Origin of the sequence: Microbulbifer harenosus, assembly GCF_005771435.1 — a bacterium.
Classification (GTDB): Bacteria; Pseudomonadota; Gammaproteobacteria; order Pseudomonadales; family Cellvibrionaceae; genus Microbulbifer; species Microbulbifer harenosus.
On the sequence record NZ_VANI01000011.1, the window covers coordinates 81,339 to 101,127 of the forward strand.

A 19,789-nucleotide genomic window follows, 5' to 3' on the forward strand; every position below is an offset into this window, starting at 1 on the left:
GCGCAGGCGCCTGACGGTGTCCGGCGGTCCTGGTAGGCTGCCAACCGCCCGCTCGCTACGTTTTCAGAAGTTCTTTTTCATTCAAAAAAGGCCCGCGGAGATTTCCGCGGGCCTTTTTGTTTGGCGCATCCCGTTTATATAATTCCGCCCCGTTTGTTCAACTCACAAGGCCAACGATCATGGCGCAGCCACTTCCACAGATTCCCGGTGTCCGTCTTTCCGCCGTTCCCGCCAACATCAAAAACTGGCAGCGCGACGACGTCCTGTTGATCGAAATCGCCGAAGGCGCCAGCGTCTCCGCGACGTTCACCAAGAACGCCTTCTGCGCGGCACCGGTGCTGGTGGCGAAAGAGCATATCCGACGCGGCAATATCCGCGCCCTATTGGTCAATGCCGGCAACGCCAACGCGGCCACCGGCGAGCGCGGCCTGCAGAACGCGCAGCAGTGCTGTGAGGGGGTGGCCGCTGTACTCGGTATCGACGCGGCACAGGTACTGCCGTTCAGCACCGGCGTGATCGGCGAGCACCTGCCAGTGCAGAAAATTCTCGACGCACTGCCCGCCGCTGCCGGCGGCCTGAAAGCCGATGGCTGGGAAATGGCGTCGCGCGCCATCATGACCACCGACACCCGCCCGAAAACCGCGAGCCGCACCCTGGAAATCGCCGGTGAGACCATTTCCATCGTCGGCATCGCCAAGGGTGCCGGCATGATCCAGCCGAACATGGCCACCATGCTGGCTTACGTAGCGACCGACGCGGCTATCCCGCAGCCAATGCTGGACCAGTTGGTCAAAGAGGCGGTAGCGCAATCCTTCAACCGTATCAGTATTGATGGCGATACCTCCACCAACGACGCCTGCGTACTGATCGCCAGCGGCGCCACTGGCGAAGTGATCGGCGATACCCACAGCGACGCCTACGCGCGCCTGAAGGCTGCTATTGTCGAGGTGCATATTGAACTGGCCCAGGCCATCGTGCGCGACGGCGAGGGTGCGACGAAGTTCGTGACCGTGCAGGTGAAGAACGCTGCGAGTTCGGAAGAAGCGCTGCGTGTGGCGTTCGAGATCGGCGAATCGCCGCTGGTTAAGACAGCCATGTACGCCTCTGATCCCAACTGGGGGCGGCTGGTAATGGCAATTGGCAATGCGGGAGTGGAAAATCTGGACACCGGGAAGGTCAACGTGTTCCTGGACGATGTGCAGATCGTGGATGCCGGTGGTCGCGCAGAAGGGTACACGGAGGAGCAGGGGGGGCAGATTTTCCAGCGGTCGGATTTCACCATTACCGTGGATCTGCAGCGTGGAGACGTATCTGAACATATCTGGACCTGCGACTTCTCCCACGAGTATGTAACCATTAACGCGGAGTACCGCACCTGATGGCGGAGGCTGGCCTGAAGAAATGTGTACATGTTGCCGTGGGTGTAATCATCGGCGGTGACGGGCGCATTCTGCTGGCGAAGCGCCCGGACCATTTGCATATGGGCGGGCGCTGGGAATTTCCCGGTGGCAAGGTGGAAGACGGTGAGTCGATCCAGCAGGCAATGACGCGGGAGTTGCGTGAGGAGCTGGATATTGGCGTGCTGGCGATGGAGAAACTCATCGAGGTGCGCCATGACTACGGTGACAAGCAGGTGTTTCTCGATACCTGGTGTGTGACGGAATTTTCCGGTGAAGCGCGGGGTGTTGAGGGGCAGGCACTGGCCTGGGTCACGGCTTCTGATCTCGCCGATTACGAATTTCCGGATGCAAATCAGCCGATCGTGGTTGCGGTGCAACGATGGCTCGGAAAGTTCTGCACTTTGTAGGTATTCATTTCTTCTTAAGCTAGTCCGGTGGCGGCAAAGCACAGGGTGCGGGTTTTCAGGACCGCTGTGAACCCATCCCTGGGCGCTGCGGCGCAAACATCCTGTTTGCGACGCTCCTGAAAACCCGCACCCAGCACTTTGCCTTCGTGTCAAAGTATCCACTTCGTAGATATCAGGAAACGGTTGATCGCTGTCCGAACAGAGCTCAGAAATTGAATTTAAGGCGGAGTGCCGGGGATTTGTTTTCAAAAGCGTCGGCGACACGGACGTCGCCGACGCAGCGTACAGGGATGTATTGAAGGGGGGCGCCTAGCCCGGTTTTGAAAACGAATCCCCGGCGCTCCGCCGCCACCGGCCTAACTAAGCGGGACCACTGGACCCCAAAGAACGTTCAGGGACTGATAAAAATCCCACGCTTGTAGAGAAAGCGCAGTACCAGCCACTGCAGCAGAATCACTCCGACAGCAAGTGTCAGTGCACCAGCAGGCTCGGAAAGGGCAGCGGCAATCCCCCCAAACAGACTCTTACTGCTGTACTGCCAGTTCACCAGACTGGTACCGAGATACACCAGAATGGCATTGCAGCCGATCACCGAGAAAACGTAGGTGAAGGTTTTCCAGTGCCACATATCCACAACAAGGTAAAAAATTCCCAGCAGTAACAGGCTGCAGCCGCAGGTGATCAGCACAAAAGAACTGGTCCACAGCTCCTTATTGACCGGGTACACCCAGTGCCACAGGAAGCCCGCAACAAGGCAGATCACCGCACCGACAAACAGCCCCTTGAGGATCGCAATGTGATCCCCTGCGTGCTTAGCCAGCCAGCGGCCGGCAAACACCCCGAACAGGGCGTTCACCACGGCCGGAATGGTGGAAAGCAAACCTTCCGGATCGTAGGCACGGTGTTGATAGGTGATGCCCGGTAAAAAGTGCTGGTCTACCCACGCATTTACAGAGCCCCCCGGAGTGAAATCGCCGGCGCTGGCTTGCAGCAGCCAGTAGCCTGCGAGAATACCCGCGGCAATCCCATACTGTGTGCGCACGCCAAAATGCCACACGATCATCGCCGCAAAAAACCACGCGAAACCGATCCGCGCCAGCACACTGGCATAGCGTATTTCACCGAGATCGGCGGGAATGCCTGTACCCCAGCCATGGTTGTAAACCACGCCCAGCAGAATCAACAGGACCAGACGCCTAACCGCCTTGCGGTAAACCGGTGCTCGCTGTGCCAGAGGCAGGCCGCTCAGGGATTTGTTGGCGAGACCGAGGGTAACGCCAGAGAGGAAAATGAATAGCGGGAAAATCAGGTCGTAAAAGCTGAATCCGTGCCAGACGCTATGCTGCATCTGCCCGTGAGCGAAATGGAAAATGGACCAACCCGTAAGAGCGAACAGCGGCAGGAACAGTGCCTCGCCGCCGATGATCCAAAACATATCGAAGCCACGCAGGACGTCTACCGAAGCGAGTCGTTGTTTTTTACTGACCATGATTACTACTTCTGAATTCAGTCAACGTTAAAAAATGAGAAAACGCGGCGCGGCTGTGGCCGCTCCGCGAGTGGTGTATACATTTTTGAAATATCAGAGCCCGCAGGGAGATTCCAGTTTCGGGTTCCAGTCCGGCACCGTATCGGTAAATGCAACTTGCCCCGAGCGCAGACGGCGGACTTCTTCCTCGACCTGCTCCGGGCTCAGGACCTGATCAGCAATGTGGTAGACCCAGTCCACTTCCTGCTGGTAACTACGGAGCTCACTGGAGTCGATCAGCCCCTCCTGGGTGAACCACAGGTTGAAGTTGATCGACATCGGCTCTTCCGGGAACACGCGTTCACTGTGCTCGGCGAACGGTACGCCGTCAACGAAATAGCGGAGTTTGTTGTCTCCTGCCTGTAGCACCAGTGTGTGCCAGCCGGCAAAACTGCCGGGCTTGGTGGAGTGTTCGTTGTCCTTTACGAACGGATCCAGTTTGAAGGTTTCCCAACTGGTGGCGAAGAGTGCGTTATCGGGCTCGCCCCAGCCCCCATTGGCGAGGTATTCAAAATCCATCTCGCTGTAGTCCGGGTCCATGTCTGCTTTTAGCGGGCTGATGGTATAGAAAGTCTCGATGATCTGGTCGCCATCCGGTCCGGAGGTCGGTTCATCGCGGAAGAATACTCGCGCGGCGTAGGTGCCAGCGAGGTACTTGCGCTGGTGGCAGAACTGCGTGTGGTTGGTGTTTTCACCACTGCCATCGGTAGAGGAGGTCATGCGCAGCAGGGTATTGCCCGGGTTCTCCGCATCTGTCAGAAAACTGATGCCGTCGCCGGACCAGCGCGCGCCGCTTACGCCGGGGTGACCGGTTTCAGTGCGGGCCTTCCACTGGTTTTTGCTCATTTCCTCTAGTGACTGGTAAGAAAAATCGTCAAAAAATATCTTTGTCTCCGCTGTCTGCAGCACGACGTTTTCCAGATGTCCATTCGCCTCTTCTGTGGCAGTGGCCACATCGCGGCCATTACCGCTATCACCACAGCCACCCAACACAAGCGCGCTGATGGCCGCGGCGAGGTAACTGGTGCGAGGAGAAGAAAAACATTTCATGGGGATTTCCTTTTGTTTTTACCACTTCACTAAATGAAAAAAGCCCCGATCGAAACCGGGGCGAAGATAGGAGCATTTCCTGTACAGGAGTTTCCTATTGGTCACAACGCAGAGAGAATTTTAAAAATTACTGCTACCCATCCTGTGAGAGAGGGGACCGGCGCTGCGTCGCCGGCCGATGAATTTGTTTTTCAATGTCAGATTGAACAGACGAAAGACCAGCTACCGTCGGCGGTACCGGGTACCGACTGGGTCCACCAATTGGCCTTGAACACACTGCCGTTGTGGATGATCTGGTCACCGCCGGCGGCGTGGTCACCGCGAGGCCACTCGGGATAGGTGACCAGCCCGGAGGTAGCGCCGCTGGCACAGCTCTGGCCACCGCCCGAGCTACCGCCACTGGAGCTGCCGCCGTCACCACCACCGAGCTCCGCCAGAGGCAGTTCCGGGTGCTCAAACGCCAGCGCGTAAGTGCTGCCGTTGACCGTGGCGGTGTAAGCCTGCGGACCGGAAACCGGGAGATAGTAGTTCAGCGTCAGGTCCCAGCTGTCGCCGTCCGCCAGGTTCTGCCAGGCCGGGAGACTGAGGCGCACGCGGTGGAACTCATTTTCCAGCCCACCCACGTTGCCACCGCCGGCATTGGCACCATCCTCAACTACCTCCAGTCCCGCACCGCTCTGGTCGGTGATGATATTGGAGGTGGAAGTGGGCATATCAAACTCGAATATGGTGCCGCCGGGGAGGGTGCCGCCGGTATTGTTGGTGATGACCAGCTTCGGATTCAGCGGGTAGTTCTGGTCGCCCAGCTTGAAGCCGGTGATCTCGATGCCGATATTCAGCGCTTCTGCAGGCACCGCGCGGTCGCTGCGCAGGTGGCGGTATTTACTCGCGCCGGCGAACTTGTCGTAAGCCAGGGTGGTAAGGGTGTCACCCATGAAGTACTCGCCTTTCGCCGCATCCCAGTCGTAGTCGCCGGCCAGTTCCCAGAACATGATGCCGCCCACACCCTGGTCGATGACATACTGCACCTTTGCGTCCATGGACTCTTCGTCTTCGGTGGAGATGAACACGCTCTTCTGCGCATTCCACAGCCAGGGAGCCTCGGAGACGCTGTCGTAGTTGCGCACGTAAGTGCCCACGAGGGCGTCGTCCGGGTCGTTGGCCGGGTCCAGTCCGTAGTCACCCAGATAACTGCCGAGAATGCCCTGTTGCAGGTTCATGGCGTGCCACATGGGGTTGGAGCCGGCCCCCATTTCGTCGCCGACGCTGTTTTTGTCGTGCCACATGTTGTCGATGCCGATGGCGCCGTTGCCGCACTTGGCGGAGCCGCCGGTGCCTTCCGGACACTGGGACTGCGCAGGCAGTGCCGCGGAGCCACCGAGTCCGCTGGTGCCGCCGCTCACACCCTGCCAGCCGCGGGTGTAGTAGGGGATACCTACATTGATACGGCCGGCGGGCATGGAGCCGCGGAAGTACTTCACCGCCCAGTCGATATTCAGGTAACCGATACCGCCGTACTGGGATGTGCTGTACACGCTTGCCGCCGCCAGTTCCGGGTCGTTGCCGTTGTCGAACAATGCGGAGTTGTGGCCCACATATTCATTCCACGCCCCGTGCAGGTCGTAGGTCATGATGTTGACGTAATCCAGGTACTGGGTGATCTGCATGGTTTCCATGCCGCGCAGCAGGTAACCGGAGGAGGGGGAAGCGATGGTCAGCAGGTAGTGGGTGCCGTCTGCTTCGCCCGCTGCATCCAGTTTTTCCCGCAGCACCCGCATCAGTTCCACATAGGACGCCATCAGGCCGCCGCGCAACGAGTTGGCGATGCCGAAGTCCAGCGGGTTGCCGGCGTCATTCATGGAGGTGGGGTATTCGTAGTCGATATCCACACCGTCGAATCCGTACTGGCGGATGAAGTCGACGGAGGAGTTGGCGAAGGCCTCGATGCCCGCGTGATTGATGCTGCCGTCGGCATTGGTGGTCATGGTATAGAAACCGCCGTCGGCCACGCGGTCGCCGTTCTCATTGAAGTGGCCACCGGTTTCGGCCCAGCCACCCACGGACACCAGGGTTTTCACCTCCGGATACTGTTCCTTGAATTTGGACAGCTGATTGAAGTGGCCTTTGTACGCGTAATCCGGGTCGGTTTCCGCGCCGGCAATACCCGGCCATTCCATACCGGTGGCGGGGTTGCCCGGATCACTGGTGTTGCCCACCGACACGGAGTAGTCGCTGCCCACATGGGCGAAGGCGTAGTTGATGTGGGTGATCTTGCCCCAGGGAATGTCTTTCACCAGGTAGCTGGGCTGGCCGTTGGCGCCGTTACGCCAGCTGGTGAAGTAGCCGATGATACGGCGCGGGTGATCGGCACCCATATCTTCGCGGCCATCGGCGTCGTAGATGTCGCAGTAGTTGGGCGCGGTACCCGGGGTGGTGTAGAGCCCGTCAGGGCGGCAGGGATGTTCGCCGATCACAACCGGCTCGTCGCTAACCTCGATATCCGCGCCGGCGCTGGCGGTAAGCTCGTCGTTGTCGGTGGCGACGGCGGTCACGGTGTGGTCGCCGAGTGTGGCAACCCACTGGGTGCTGTAAGGCGCACTGGTATCGGTGGCGATCAGGTCGCCGTCCACGAAGAACTCCACTTTGCTCACGCTGCCGTCGCTGTCTGTGGCATTGGCACTGATGGTGAGACTGGTGCCGGTGGTATGGCTGGAGCCATTCGCCGGGGACGTGAGGCTGATAGAGGGCGCAACCGGGCCCACGACCACGTCTTCGTCCACGGTGATGGACACCGGTGCTGTGGTGACGGAAAGGTTGTCGTTGTCGACGATACGCGCGGTGAATGTCGCGGGGCCGGCGGCAGCGACGGTCCACGAAGACTCCCAGGGAGCCGAGGTATCGGTTGCAATCAGGCTGCCGTTGACGAAGAACTCTACGGTGGTGACGTGGCCGTCGGGGTCGCTGGCGGAGACGGATATGATAACGCTGTCATTTTGGGTCAAGACAGATCCGTTCAGGGGGGCGGAAATCGAGCCCTCGGGGGGCAGCTGCGGGTCTACGTCGCCCTCGCAGGAGCCGAGCAGCGTCCACTCCTGGTATTGGCCAGAGTACTGTTCCGGATTCTGGTTCTGGGTCCACCAGTTGGCCCTGTAGGTGTTGTTGTTGTACTGGACTTCGGCGCCTCCGGAATAGGAGGCGCCGGCTTGCCATACGGGAAGGCCGGAGCAGTCCACGGCGGCAAAGCAGTGTCCCGCAGCGAGCATGGCGGCGGTCACGAGACCGAGCCGGAGCTTGTTGTTGATCATGTAATGTGCACCTTGCGGAAGATTATTTTTATTGGTGTACGGCGCTTCAACAAACGCACCGCGAAATGACATCGCTGTCAAAAATAGCAATGACACGCGGGGAAAAGCAATACCGCGATTTCACAAAGCCGTCATATTCAGAATTTTGTGCGCCAGTTTCGCCAATTTCCTTCGGATATTGGGTGTTTGATCACACAGACCGCGCCCGTTAGTGTTCGCGTATGGAACTTGTATCTGGCCAGGGGCCTTATTGCGGTGGGACTACATATCCCATAGAGAGTTAGTGGCCATGGACAGAGTGATCCGCTCCTTGTCCTGAATATGTTTGAGGTTTTCAAACACCTCCTTGACCTCTGCCGACTCGATGGAGCCGTAAACGGCGTGGTACAGATCGGAAAAATAGCGGTCGACTTCCTGTCCCAGTTGGTTGATTTCCTCGATGCTGGGTTTGTCGCTCAGATATTGGTTTTTCACCAGGTCGCCGGCGTTCTCCTCATGGGTGTACTGGAGCCAGGTCTGCATCACCTTCTGCTGGGCGACCGCGCCGTAGTTCTTCAGGTTGTTGGCCATGCGCAACTCGTGCTCGTGCAGGTGCTTCAACAGCAGCTGGGTGCGGTTGTCCTGGGCACTCACCAGCAACTGTTGGTAAACACCGGCCATATCCAGATGGAACTTCTGGGCGTTCTTGAGAATCTCGTGGGCCTGTTTGAACGTCTTCATCGCTGCGCCTTCTGGGTGATTGATTTCATTATGTTTTTGCCGGTAGATGCATCGGGGGCAAGAATTGTGTGTCTCCTGCTGCCTCTTCTTATGTTTATAGTGCATATCCGGCGGCGTTCAACTCTTCCATCAGGGAGGGATTCCAGTTCCGCTATTTATTACAGGTATAAAAAAAGCGGCCCTTGAGCCGCTTTGTTATTTCAGGATTGGACATCCCTTACGCTGCCGCAGGCGCCAGATGGAACTGCTCCATCATGATCTGCAGGCGCTTGCGCTGCATTTTGAGGCTGTATTCCAGCTCTTTTACCCGGGTGCGGATAGCTGCGTTCTCCCACTTGCTCACTAAGCGCTCGCGGGCGTTTTCGTAGCGCTGCTGCTGCAGTTCCTTCCACTCGGCGAGAGCCGCGGAAAAATCCTGTGCTTCGCGTTCCAGCAGCTCTCTCCAGCTCTCTTTGTGCTTGGAGTTCTCCAGCTTCTGCTCGGCGCGTTTGAACTGCATGGACAGCATGGCGCGCTGGATGCGCATCGCCGGCACGGTTTTCAGATTGCGCGCCAGCCCCAGCCAGCTGGCGGTTTTGATCAGCCACTTGGTGGGATCCCACTGGTACCAGCGAATGCCATTGCGGTAGTCGGTTTGAAAAATATGGTGGTAGTTGTGGTAACCCTCGCCGAAGGTGAAAAACGCCAGCAGGTCGTTGTCGCGGGCGGTGTTCTCGTCGGTGTAGGGGCGGCGGCCCCAGATATGCGCCAGAGAATTAATGAAGAACGTAGTGTGGTGATTGACCACAATACGCAACACGCCCGCCAACAGCATCATGCCCAGCACGTCGCCGGTCAGCAGTCCCAGGACCAGAGGCACGCCAACGTTCATCGCCACGGTGATCGGGACATAGTGGTTGTGCTGCCACATTACGATCTTATCCCGCTGAAGATCCTTGGCGTTGTCGAAATCCACCTCGCCGCTGGGGTATTCACGCAACATCCAGCCAATATGGGAGAACCAGAAACCGCGCTTGGCGGAGTAGGGGTCCTGATCGTTGTCGTCGCAGTGACGGTGGTGGCGGCGGTGTCCGGAACACCAGATCAGGGCGCTGTTCTGCAGCGCGGCGGCGCCGAACAAGGCGTAGAACAGACGCAGCGACCAATGCGCTTCATAAGTGCGGTGAGACCAGAGGCGGTGATAGCCCGCGGTAATGGAAAATCCGCAAAAGGCGCCCAGAACGGCAAACGCCAGCCACTGGTACCAGTGATAGCCCACCAGGACACCGTACAGCGGAACCAGTACCAGGGCCGCGAGCGCGGTACTGGCAAACAGAATCGTAGTCAGCCAGATGCGGGGAGCTTCGGGAACAGCATTCATAGTTACAACCTTGTTAGAGCCAACAGCGCAGATGCTACCCCAGATACCCCGTACGAACACCTTTCGGAGAGGACCAGGTGATAAATTTTGAGAATAGTTAGTCAGTTAATGTCCAAATGAATGGTTTGTGCGCGCTTTTGGTGCAAAAAAGGAATTTTGCGTTCCGATTTGGGTCAAGCGCTGTCATTTTTTCGTAACAACGCCCCAATTAGCAAAATGCTATCAGCATCAGCCAGATTGAGTTGGATAATATTTGTTCGCAAACGGCCGTTGGAACAGGTTTTCACTGTTTTTTAAAAAGTTGGCACACCAATTGCTTTATCTAGTGTGTAGGCCACTTGGCCTGCGCTCCGGGAATCCATCACGGGTTATGGCATACGAAATAATGCGTGACTTCCCGTTTTCTCTCATCATCGCTATTTTGGGCCCCGCACTGCGGGGCCTTTTTTTATCCGCCGATAAGTGATTCACTTGCTCAATAGTCCGCCGTTTCAGCGGAATCCAAATTCCACAGTACGAGCCCGACGGCAACACGGTGTCGAACCCAGTACCTCCACAACCCACAGCGGTCGGCCTGAACCTTGCCACCCCCGGCGAGCTTGAAGGGTTACCGCCAGCGCAGGCGCTTACACAGGTGCAGTACCTGCACGACCTGCTGTTAAGTGCCACTCGCGGTGTATGGGAGTGGCACCCGGCCAGTGGCGTGCAGCGGGCCACGGGTAATCTATGGTTGCAGCTGCACCGGGACCCGGAGGCCGCGCTTGCCGGCGTCTGGACCGGGGATCTGGCGCTGGTGCACTCAGATGACCGCGACAGCCTGCAGTCGTTGCGCCATCGCCTCTGCCTGCAGGGCAATTTTGTTGATACCACCATCCGCGCATTTGCTCACAACGGGCAGCCGCTCTGGTTGCGGTTGTGGGGCCGCGCCTTTACCGACTCCGCAGGTGAGCGCTTCTTTCTGGGCGGCTGTACCGATTACAGCGAGTCTTTTTCTCCCCGCTCTCTCTCGTATTTTTCCGGCGAGCGCATTCAATGTGCGCTGGATGCCGTTGGCGATGGCCTGTGGGAATGGGATCTGCGCGTGGACGAAGTGGTTCTCGATGCCGCCTGCTGGCGCATGTTGGGTTACACGCGAGGCCCGGAAGACTCGGATGCGCGCACGGCGCTGGCGCGCTGGAAGACCCACATGCAGCCGGACGACTACCCCGAAGTAAAGCAGGCGATGGAAGACAATGTGCGCGAGCAATTGCCACTGGACATAGAGTTTCGCCTGCGGCACCGGGAGGGCGGAGTCGTCTGGGTGCGCTGCCGGGGCAATGTTCAATGCAGCAGTGGGGGGCAACCGATCCGGGTAGTCGGTACGCTGCAGGACATCACCGCGGGCAAGAAAAAGCAACTCCGATTGGAAGAGGAGCTGCGTCGGCTCAAGCAGGAAAACAGCGAGCGCAATACCCTGATCTCCAGCCTCAGCCACGAGCTGCGCACACCGCTGAACGCCATTCTCGGTTACAGTCAGATGGTGGAGCTGGATCAGAGCTTGAATCCTGACCAGCGATTGCGTCTGGGAGAAATCCGCAAGGCGGGGCAGCACATGCTGCACCTGGTGGGGGACGTACTGGACCTGGCGCGCATCGACAGCAGCCGCCTGGCACCGTCTATTGAACCGATACAACCGGCCTCGCTGGTGGCGGATTGTCGCCAGTTGTTGGAGCCGCTGGCAGAGACCCGCAAGGTGAGCCTTACCTTTGAGGCGCTGGGCTGGGAGCGCGCCTATATCCTGGCGGATCGCGTGCGCTTCAAGCAGGTGGTGTTAAACCTGATGGGCAACGCCATTAAGTACAACCGGGAGAACGGGCGGGTCGTAATCAGTTTTGCGCCCCAGGCAGAAGGGTGGTTGCGGCTCAGTGTATTGGACACGGGGTGCGGTATCGCCGCCGACAAACAGGCGCAGGTGTTCGAGCCTTTCAACCGTCTCGGTGCCGAGCGCGGAAAAATCGAGGGCACCGGTGTGGGGCTCGCCATTGCCCGGCAGCTGACGGAAGCCATGGGGGGGCGCATCGGTTTTGACAGCGAAGAGGGGCAGGGCTCGGTATTCTGGATCGAATTCATGATGAACGACGCCCCTCATGAAGTATTGCAGATGGCGGCGCGTCCGGATTACGCACGGATGCTGCCGAGCTGCCGGGTGCTGTATGTCGCCGGCAGGACTTCTGCAGCCAGCCGCATGCGGTCAGTGTTGGCCTCGGTGCACCAGGTGGAAGTCCAGATCGCCACGGACGCCATGAAGGGTATCTTCGCGGCGCGCACTGTCCGCCCGGATGTTATTCTGCTGGACGGCGACCTGCCGGGGGTTTCCCTGCAGGACTTCGCTGCCATTATCCGCGGCGACAGCGCCACCGCGCATATACCGCTACTCGGTATTGTCGATCAGCGCTGCCGGCATGTAGACGTGTGTGTGCCCACTTCCTACGATCTGGCGTCGCTGTCTGAAGGGCTGCGCTACAGCCTTGCATCCAGGGATACCGGAGGCGCTGCGGATCAGGAGAGCAGGTGAAACCAGCGGTTTGTGCTGGATAACTTGTGTTGGAAAAAGAAATCAGGGCATCAGCGATCACATCGGGCTGAGCCTGCCAGACAATAAAAACAAAGTTTCAACAGGAAGTTGTGCTCGATGTCCCTTCACGACGCAAGTGAAAATCTGAAGGCCGGCCGCGCAGCGGTGACCACTCGTCGGCGGGAAATGTTGCTGAGCCAGGCGCTGCTACTGTTGGCGGGCAGCTTTTGTCTGGCCTATTTTTGCAAAAATTTCCTTTCCTTCAGCGATGGCGTCGCCATTATTTGGCTGGCGGATGCACTCGCCATTGCTGCGCTGTATCGGCATGAAGCACGCACCTGGCCGTTGCTGCTGGCCGCGACTTTCAGCGGAAATCTGCTGGCGGCGCTGGCCAGCGGATTGGAACTGTTCATTGCACCTCTGTACTCCCTGGCCGGTGTCGCCGAGGTGGCGGTCGCTGCCGGCATGCTGCGTTACTTCTGCGCGGATGGCGATTTCTTCGGTAGTCTGTGGCGCTGGATCAGGTTCATTTTTTTTGGTGCTTTTCTTTCGACGGTGGTCGGGGCGAGTATCGGCGCCGGCGTTGCAGCTTATTTCCGCAGTTTGCCGTTTGGAGAGGTGTTCCTGCTCTGGTATCTCGCAGATGCCATCGGCATCTGCATGTTTCTGCCACTGATCCATCTGCTTACCAGTGAGCCCAGCGCCAGGGCTTCGTTTGCCCGCGCTGATCTTCGTCTGCTGTCGGTGGGGGTGGGCGCTCTGGTCAGCATCCTGTTACTGCTGTTGGTATTTCCGGATCCGTTCGTATTCATCACGCTTCCGCTGATATGGGCGGCCGCCCGCCTGGACTTGCCGCAGGCACTGCTGGTGATCTTCTCTGCGGCATTGATGCTACTGATGCTATTGATCAATGGTCCGCAATGGTTGCCGGAAAAATTGCGCAACGCGCGCAATATCCTGGATTTTCTGCCGTTGTATGTGGGATTGGTGCCGGCCTACGTAATGGCGGTTACCTCTGGTATCGAACGCAAGCGAAGCCAGCGGATTATTGAGGTGGAGAGCAGCTTTCGCGCGGCTATGGGGTCTTCCCGGATCGGAATGCTGCTGGTGTCGCTGGACAATCGCATCCTCCAGGCCAACCCAAGTTTCTGTCGTTTTATCGGCTATTCGGAAGTGGAGTTGCGCGGGCTCAGTATTCGCGAAGTAGTCTGCTTCGCGGATTCTGCGGCCAGCCTGAACGGGACTGGCCTGCACAATCCGCTGATTGATGTTCAGTTGGGATTCGTGCAGGACGCCGAGTGGCGCTTCCTACGCAAGAGTGGCGAGCGAATCTGGGGCCATTGGTCCTGCAGTCTCGCCCGCGGCGCACGCAATGAGCCGCTATATGCCGTGGTGCAGGTGGAAGACATCGACTGGAGAAAACACAGCGAGACCCAGTTGGCAAAGGCCGAGGAGCGCTGGAAATTTTCCCTTACGGTTACCGGTCAGGTTGTGTACGACTGGGATCTCACTAGCGGCAAAACCTTTTTCTCGGAGTGGCTCAGCAGTGGTGTGGGAATTGAGGCCGCGCATCTGACCAGCCGCCAGGACTGGATTGACCGGGTCAACCCTGAAGACCGCCAGCGGCTGTTGCAGGCTCAGCGCGAGCATTTTAGCGGGCTCGCTCGGGATATCGACTGTCAGTACCGGGTGCGCACGGATTCAGGTTCTGCGCGCTGGATTCACGAGGTTGCTCACGTCATGGAATCCGGTGAAGGTGGCGAACCGCTGCGCCTTATCGGTGTGCTGCGGGATATCACCGACAACAAAAATATGGCGCGCTCGCTGGAGGAGGAAAAAGAACATTTGCAGGTTACCCTGAATGCCATCGCCGACGCGGTGATTGCGACCGATCCACTGCAACAGATCACCTTCATGAACCCGGTGGCAGAGCAGCTCACCGGATGGCCGCTGGGAGAAGTGAAGGGCAAGACCGTCAGCGCGGTGCTGCAGATGGCCAACGGCCGTGACGGCGAACCGGTTTCCTGCCCCGTTACCGAGTGCCTCAGCAGCGTGATGCCGGTGTTCTCCTCCGAGGGTACGGTGCTGCATAACCGGCACGGCAACAGCTACGACGTGAAATGTTCCGCATCGCCCATGCGCACTGGAGGCGGACAGCTGCTCGGTGCGGTGCTGGTGTTCCAGGACGTGACCGAAACCCGCGAGTTGATCCGGCAGCTGCGCTACAAGGCGAGCCACGATGATCTCACCCGCCTGCCCAATCGCGAATCGTTCAAGCGGGATCTGATGGATGCGGTCGCCAGCGTACGCAATACCGAAACGGTGCATGTGCTCGCGTATATGGATCTCGACCGCTTCAAGGTCATCAATGACAGTGCCGGGCATCAGGCGGGTGATGCACTGCTGCGCAATGTGGCGCGATTTCTGCGCGGCGAGTTGCGGGAGAACGACAGCGTGGCGCGTCTCGGCGGCGACGAGTTCGGCATTCTGCTGCGCGATTGCAACAAAGAGCAGGCGCGGCGGCGCTGTGAACAACTGGTACGGAAAATCGTCGCGCTGCGTTTCCCCTGGGGCGGTCGTATTTTCGATGTGGGCGCCAGTGTGGGCGTAACCGAAATCCGCCGCGATAACAGCCAGATTGCCGATCTGATGAGCCAGGCGGATGTGGCTTGTTATTCCGCAAAACACGCCGGGCGCGGCGTGGTGATGTTGTACGAGACTGACAGCAGCGCCGCGGCGGATCAGCACCGCGAAATCCAAATGGCGTCGCGCATTCGCGAAGCACTGGATGAGAACCGTCTGCGCCTGTTCGCGCAGCCCATTGCCAGTGCCGTCGATCCCGAAAGAATCAGTCATTACGAACTGCTGGTGCGTATGGTAGAGGCCGACGGCAGCCTGATTCCCCCCGGCGCGTTTATCCCTGCGGCGGAACGCTACGGACTGATGCTGCAAGTGGACAGCTGGGTGATGAATACGTTCCTGCGCGAGCAGGTAGCTGCCGTTGCGCGGAGCGGCCTGAGTTTTGCCATGAATCTGTCTGCCGAAGCCATCGGAGACAGCACTTTCCAGCAGAGCCTGTTTGCCCTACTGAAGGATTCCGCACTGCCGTTTGACCGCCTGGGGATCGAAATTACTGAAACCGCGATGGTCAACCAGATGGAGAGCGCCAGCCGGTTTGTTGCCACTCTGCGGGAAATGGGCTGCAAGGTGGCGCTGGATGATTTTGGCAATGGCCTGAGTTCCTTCAACTACCTGAAAGCATTTGCCATTGATTACATCAAGATCGATGGCAGTTTCGTAAGGCAGGTGGAATCGAATTTTGTCGACCTGATGATCGTCGAGTCCATCAACCAGGTTGCGCACCGCCTGAAGGCGCGCACCATTGCCGAATATGTGGAAGACGCAGCCACCGCGGAAAGGCTCAACAAAATCGGAGTGGATCTGCTGCAGGGCTATTACATCGGGCGGCCACTGCCGCTTGAAGATTTGCTGGCGGAGAGCGCTGCGGAGTGTGATGTCAGCGAGTATGGGGAAGTCGTCAGGCTTGAGCTGGGGAGCTGAACCGGCCGGGGCCGGTTCAGTACAGGTGTGCGGTAGATTACTAGCGGATCTTGCCCAGGTGCTTGCCCACGATCTGCAGTAGCGGCTTGAAGGTTTTAGGGGTGGCGCACACCAGATTGCCGCTGTCCAGGTAATCGTTGCCACCGCGGAAGTCGCTGATCAGGCCGCCGGCTTCTTTTACCAGCAGCGAACCCGCGGCGATATCCCAGGTGTTCAGGTACATTTCCCAGAAGCCGTCGAAGCGGCCCGCGGCCACATAGGCCAGGTCCAGCGCGGCGGCTCCGGGGCGGCGGATGCCGGCGGTCTGACCGGCAATTTCTTTCAGGGCCGCGAGGTAAGGGTCGATGTTATCCAGCGCGTGACCATTGAATGGGATACCGGTGCCAATCAGCGCACCGTTTAACCCCTGGCGGCTGGATACGCGGATGCGACGGCCATTGAGTGCGGCGCCGCGACCGCGACTCGCGGTAAATTCTTCGCGCTTGATCGGATCCAGCACGACCGCGTGCTCGATCTGGCCGCGGTAGCGGCAGGCAATGGAAATGGCGAAGTGCGGGCAGCCGTGGATAAAGTTGGTGGTGCCGTCCAGCGGGTCGATGATCCACTCGTACTCCGGCTCAGCGCCCTCCTGCAGGCCGCTCTCCTCACCGCGAATACTGTGTTTGGGGAAGGCCTTGCGCAGATGGTAGATGATTTCCTGTTCGCTGGCCTTGTCCACTTCTGTCACGTAATCGTTGCGACCTTTCTCTTCAAACTTCATCAGGTCGCCGCGCTCCCAGGCACGTTCAATCAGTTCACCGGCCTTGCGCGCCGCGCGCAGGGCAATATTCAGCATGGGTTCCATAGGAATTCCGCGATCAGTTAGTGGATTCTAAAAAAGCAGCACCGGGCTTGCCGGGCGGGCGCGATTGTAGGGATTTCTGTGCAATTTTGCTACACTCCGCGCCCGTTTTGTAACACGCAAGTGTAGGCTCGGTAGTCGACCTGTGGCTACCCGACCCTGCCCGTATCCGGAAATCCCCATGGCGACCTCTCCCTCTGAAACCGCAGCTTCCACCGCTTCCCGCTCCGCGCTCGAGGCGCTGGACAATATCCGCGTGGTACTGGTGAACAGCGCCCACCCGGGCAATATCGGCGGCGCCGCCCGCGCGCTCAAAAATATGGGCCTGAGCCAGCTGTACCTGGTACAGCCGCGGGAGTTCCCCGCTGCCAACGCGGTGTGGCGCGCCGCCGGGGCCGCCGAGCTGCTGGACAGCGCGGTGGTGGTCGAAAGTCTGGAAGAGGCGGTAGCGGACTGCGGCCTGGTGGTGGCCACCAGCGCCCGCGAGCGCCGTATTCCGTGGCCGCTGCTCACCCCGCGGGAGTGCGGGGTGCGCGCGGTGGCCGAAGCCAAAACCCACCCGGTGGCGCTGGTGTTCGGGCGCGAGGATCGCGGGCTCACTAACGAGGAGCTGCAGGCGTGCAATTTCCACGTGCACATCCCGTCCAACCCGGAGTACAGCTCGCTGAATCTGGCCACCGCGGTGCAGGTGCTGGTGTACGAGGCGCGCATGGCTGCGCTGGAAGACGAGCGCGGCGAGGCGCTCAGCTTCAGCGACTGGGACCGCCCGCCGGCAAAAGCCTCGGATATGGAACTCTATTACGAACATCTGCAGCTGGCACTGGGCGAGCTGGGTTTTATCGATCCGGACAATCCCCGCCAGACCATGACCCGACTGCGTCGACTGTTCAGCCGAGTGCGTCCAGATGATATGGAGTTGGGTATCCTGCGCGGTATGCTGACCGCGATCCAGAACCATATTTACCGCTCCGGTGGCAAGGGGCGACCCGACTGATTGGTGTCCTGGTGGGGGAATCGCCGGTGATATGCCACAGAGCGCGGCGAGGATAACTAATTGGTATAACTGCCCGCCAAATACCCGACCAGTTCGCTCGGCTATATACTTGACCAAGGTAGTGGGTTATTCCATACTCGCGCCCCGATTCAATGGTGCGGGCTTATCTGGATGTCCGCGGGCCTGAGTGACAGGAGGCGTTATGCGTTTGACAACCAAGGGGCGGTATGCGGTAACAGCCATGCTCGACCTGGCGTTGCACGCGGAGCGTGGCCCCATCAGCCTGGCAGACATTTCCAAGCGCCAGGATATTTCCCTGTCTTATCTGGAACAGCTGTTCTCCCGCCTGCGTCAGTCCGGTCTGGTATGCAGTGTGCGCGGACCCGGTGGTGGCTACCGTCTGGCGCGGTCCGGCGCGGACATTTGCGTGGCGGAAATCATCGACGCGGTCAACGAATCTGTCGACGCCACCAGCTGTGGCGGCAACAGCGATTGTTCCGGCGGGGAGCAGTGCCTCACCCACTACCTGTGGACGGATCTCAGTCGTCAGATCCACGGCTTCCTCAACGGCATCAGCCTCGCGGATCTGGTGGAGCGCTCGGAAGTACAGGAAGTGGCCCGCCGCCAGGATTGCCGCAACGGGGCAGACGGTACGATTGAACAGAAAGTAGCGATTATCGGCGGCTTGCAGTAAGGTGCCGGCCGCCCTGTCAGGCCAATGGGTACTGACCGGCGTTTTTTCGCAGAAAAAGCAGCAAGTGACAGCAGTATGGTGCCGGCAGCAACCGGCGAGTGGAGACGAGAGACTATGAAGCTTCCCATTTACCTGGATTATTCGGCAACCTGCCCGGTAGACCCGCGCGTCGCCAGTAAAATGGCGGAGCAGTTGACCATGGACGGCAACTTCGGCAACCCGGCCTCCCGCTCACACTTGTTCGGCTGGAAAGCCGAGGAAGCGGTGGAAGATGCGCGCCGCCAGGTAGCGGAACTGGTCAACGCCGACCCCCGTGAGATCGTGTGGACCAGCGGTGCCACCGAGTCCGACAATCTCGCCATTAAGGGTGCCGCCCACTTCTACCAGGGCAAGGGCAAGCACATCATCACCTCCAAGATCGAGCATAAAGCGGTGCTCGACACCTGCCGCCAGCTGGAGCGCGAAGGCTTTGAAGTCACCTACCTGAACCCGAAGGAAGACGGCATCGTCTATCCCGAGCAGGTCGCGGAAGCGCTGCGTGAAGACACCATTCTGGTGAGCCTGATGCACGTCAACAATGAGATCGGCGTGGTCAACGACATCGCCGCCATCGGTGAACTGTGCCGCGCGCACAAGGTGATTTTTCACGTGGACGCCGCCCAGAGCGCCGGCAAGATCGACATCGACCTGGAAAACACCAAGGTCGATCTGATGTCCTTCTCGGCCCACAAGGCATACGGGCCCAAGGGTATCGGAGCCCTGTACGTGCGCCGCAAGCCGCGCGTGCGCATTGAGGCGCAGATGCACGGCGGTGGCCACGAGCGCGGCATGCGTTCCGGCACCCTGCCGACCCACCAGATCGTGGGTATGGGAGAAGCCTTCCGTATTGCCAAAGAGGAAATGGCCGAAGAGGCCAAGCGTCTGCTGGCCCTGCGCGAGCGTTTCTGGGACCAGATCAAGGATATGGAAGAGGTGCACATCAACGGCTCCGTGGAGCAGCGTGTGCCGGGCAACCTGAATGTGAGCTTCGCGTTCGTAGAGGGTGAGAGCCTGATCATGTCCCTGAAGGATCTGGCGATTTCCTCCGGCTCCGCCTGTACTTCCGCCAGCCTCGAGCCCAGCTATGTGCTGCGCGCGCTGGGTGTGAACGACGAGCTGGCCCACAGCTCCCTGCGCTTCAGTTTTGGCCGTTTCACCACGGAACAGGACGTGGATACCGCGGCCAAAGAAGTAAGAAAGGCGGTGGAAAAACTGCGCGAGCTGTCCCCGTTGTGGGACATGTACAAAGATGGTGTTGATCTCAGCACCATCGAATGGGCAGCACACTGATTTGCTGCTCAAGGCGGCATTGGAAACGAATTGAGAGGGTACAGTC

At 59.2% G+C, this 19,789-nt stretch carries 13 protein-coding genes; 7 read left to right on the plus strand and 6 right to left on the minus strand.

The features are described 5' to 3' along the window. The first annotated feature begins 179 nt into the window (after positions 1–179). Together argJ and mutT are read left to right on the plus strand one after the other, a co-directional pair. Entirely contained in the window at positions 180–1,379 is a 1,200-nt protein-coding gene (argJ, locus tag FDY93_RS11210) for a bifunctional glutamate N-acetyltransferase/amino-acid acetyltransferase ArgJ (RefSeq protein WP_138235838.1), read from the plus strand. Beyond that, on the plus strand, positions 1,379–1,807 hold the full coding sequence (gene mutT / locus FDY93_RS11215) for an 8-oxo-dGTP diphosphatase MutT (protein ID WP_138235839.1): 429 nt from the start codon (positions 1,379–1,381) through the stop codon (positions 1,805–1,807). The genes argJ and mutT overlap by 1 nt, the downstream gene beginning before the upstream one ends. Before the next feature lie 391 nt (positions 1,808–2,198). On the opposite strand, the gene nagX is transcribed toward mutT, so the two are convergent. From nagX to FDY93_RS11240, 5 genes are all read right to left on the minus strand, one after another. Then, positions 2,199–3,296, minus strand: coding sequence for a transmembrane glucosamine N-acetyltransferase NagX (nagX, locus tag FDY93_RS11220; protein ID WP_138235840.1), 1,098 nt, complete (start codon positions 3,294–3,296; stop codon positions 2,199–2,201). Between the two features lie 93 nt (positions 3,297–3,389). Beyond that, entirely contained in the window at positions 3,390–4,385 is a 996-nt protein-coding gene (locus FDY93_RS11225) for a glycoside hydrolase family 16 protein (RefSeq protein WP_138235841.1), read from the minus strand. A gap of 197 nt (positions 4,386–4,582) precedes the next feature. Next, positions 4,583–7,690, minus strand: coding sequence for a chitinase C-terminal domain-containing protein (locus FDY93_RS11230; protein WP_138235842.1), 3,108 nt, complete (start codon positions 7,688–7,690; stop codon positions 4,583–4,585). A gap of 261 nt (positions 7,691–7,951) precedes the next feature. Beyond that, the gene (locus FDY93_RS11235) at positions 7,952–8,410 is read right to left on the minus strand and encodes a hypothetical protein (protein ID WP_138235843.1); all 459 of its coding nucleotides are present in this window, start codon (positions 8,408–8,410) and stop codon (positions 7,952–7,954) included. Positions 8,411–8,627: 217 nt separating this feature from the next. After that, positions 8,628–9,770 (minus strand): fatty acid desaturase, encoded by a 1,143-nt coding sequence (locus FDY93_RS11240; protein ID WP_138235844.1) that lies wholly within the window; start codon positions 9,768–9,770, stop codon positions 8,628–8,630. 535 nt (positions 9,771–10,305) lie between these two features. Between FDY93_RS11240 and FDY93_RS11245 the strand changes: the two genes are divergently transcribed. Both FDY93_RS11245 and FDY93_RS11250 read left to right on the plus strand, forming a co-directional pair. Beyond that, entirely contained in the window at positions 10,306–12,324 is a 2,019-nt protein-coding gene (locus FDY93_RS11245; RefSeq protein WP_246068551.1) for a hybrid sensor histidine kinase/response regulator, read from the plus strand. A gap of 117 nt (positions 12,325–12,441) precedes the next feature. Beyond that, positions 12,442–15,885, plus strand: a complete 3,444-nt coding sequence (locus tag FDY93_RS11250; RefSeq protein ID WP_138235845.1) for an EAL domain-containing protein — start codon at positions 12,442–12,444, stop codon at positions 15,883–15,885. A 40-nt stretch (positions 15,886–15,925) separates the two neighbouring features. On the opposite strand, the gene FDY93_RS11255 is transcribed toward FDY93_RS11250, so the two are convergent. After that, positions 15,926–16,729: an inositol monophosphatase family protein gene (locus FDY93_RS11255; RefSeq protein ID WP_138235846.1), complete on the minus strand. Its 804-nt coding sequence runs from the start codon at positions 16,727–16,729 to the stop codon at positions 15,926–15,928. 178 nt (positions 16,730–16,907) lie between these two features. Here FDY93_RS11255 and trmJ point away from each other — a divergent pair, with 178 nt between their 5' ends. The 3 genes from trmJ to FDY93_RS11270 all read left to right on the plus strand — a co-directional run bounded on the left by trmJ (position 16,908) and on the right by FDY93_RS11270 (position 19,743). Next, positions 16,908–17,720 (plus strand): tRNA (cytosine(32)/uridine(32)-2'-O)-methyltransferase TrmJ, encoded by an 813-nt coding sequence (trmJ, locus tag FDY93_RS11260; protein ID WP_246068552.1) that lies wholly within the window; start codon positions 16,908–16,910, stop codon positions 17,718–17,720. Between the two features lie 202 nt (positions 17,721–17,922). Continuing rightward, complete coding sequence (gene iscR / locus FDY93_RS11265; RefSeq protein WP_138235847.1) at positions 17,923–18,414, plus strand: Fe-S cluster assembly transcriptional regulator IscR; 492 nt, start codon at positions 17,923–17,925, stop codon at positions 18,412–18,414. Between the two features lie 114 nt (positions 18,415–18,528). After that, positions 18,529–19,743 (plus strand): IscS subfamily cysteine desulfurase, encoded by a 1,215-nt coding sequence (locus FDY93_RS11270; protein WP_138235848.1) that lies wholly within the window; start codon positions 18,529–18,531, stop codon positions 19,741–19,743. Positions 19,744–19,789 lie beyond the last annotated feature (46 nt).

What these genes read in the sequence shown, in the direction of transcription:
- trmJ (WP_246068552.1), top strand. Translation starts at nt 16,908, where the DNA reads ATGGCGACCTCTCCCTCTGAAACCGCAGCTTCCACCGCTTCCCGCTCC.
- iscR (WP_138235847.1), top strand. Translation starts at nt 17,923, where the DNA reads ATGCGTTTGACAACCAAGGGGCGGTATGCGGTAACAGCCATGCTCGAC.
- FDY93_RS11250 (WP_138235845.1), top strand. Translation starts at nt 12,442, where the DNA reads ATGTCCCTTCACGACGCAAGTGAAAATCTGAAGGCCGGCCGCGCAGCG.
- FDY93_RS11225 (WP_138235841.1), bottom strand. Translation starts at nt 4,385, where the DNA reads ATGAAATGTTTTTCTTCTCCTCGCACCAGTTACCTCGCCGCGGCCATC.
- argJ (WP_138235838.1), top strand. Translation starts at nt 180, where the DNA reads ATGGCGCAGCCACTTCCACAGATTCCCGGTGTCCGTCTTTCCGCCGTT.
- nagX (WP_138235840.1), bottom strand. Translation starts at nt 3,296, where the DNA reads ATGGTCAGTAAAAAACAACGACTCGCTTCGGTAGACGTCCTGCGTGGC.
- FDY93_RS11235 (WP_138235843.1), bottom strand. Translation starts at nt 8,410, where the DNA reads ATGAAGACGTTCAAACAGGCCCACGAGATTCTCAAGAACGCCCAGAAG.
- FDY93_RS11230 (WP_138235842.1), bottom strand. Translation starts at nt 7,690, where the DNA reads ATGATCAACAACAAGCTCCGGCTCGGTCTCGTGACCGCCGCCATGCTC.
- FDY93_RS11240 (WP_138235844.1), bottom strand. Translation starts at nt 9,770, where the DNA reads ATGAATGCTGTTCCCGAAGCTCCCCGCATCTGGCTGACTACGATTCTG.
- mutT (WP_138235839.1), top strand. Translation starts at nt 1,379, where the DNA reads ATGGCGGAGGCTGGCCTGAAGAAATGTGTACATGTTGCCGTGGGTGTA.
- FDY93_RS11270 (WP_138235848.1), top strand. Translation starts at nt 18,529, where the DNA reads ATGAAGCTTCCCATTTACCTGGATTATTCGGCAACCTGCCCGGTAGAC.
- FDY93_RS11255 (WP_138235846.1), bottom strand. Translation starts at nt 16,729, where the DNA reads ATGGAACCCATGCTGAATATTGCCCTGCGCGCGGCGCGCAAGGCCGGT.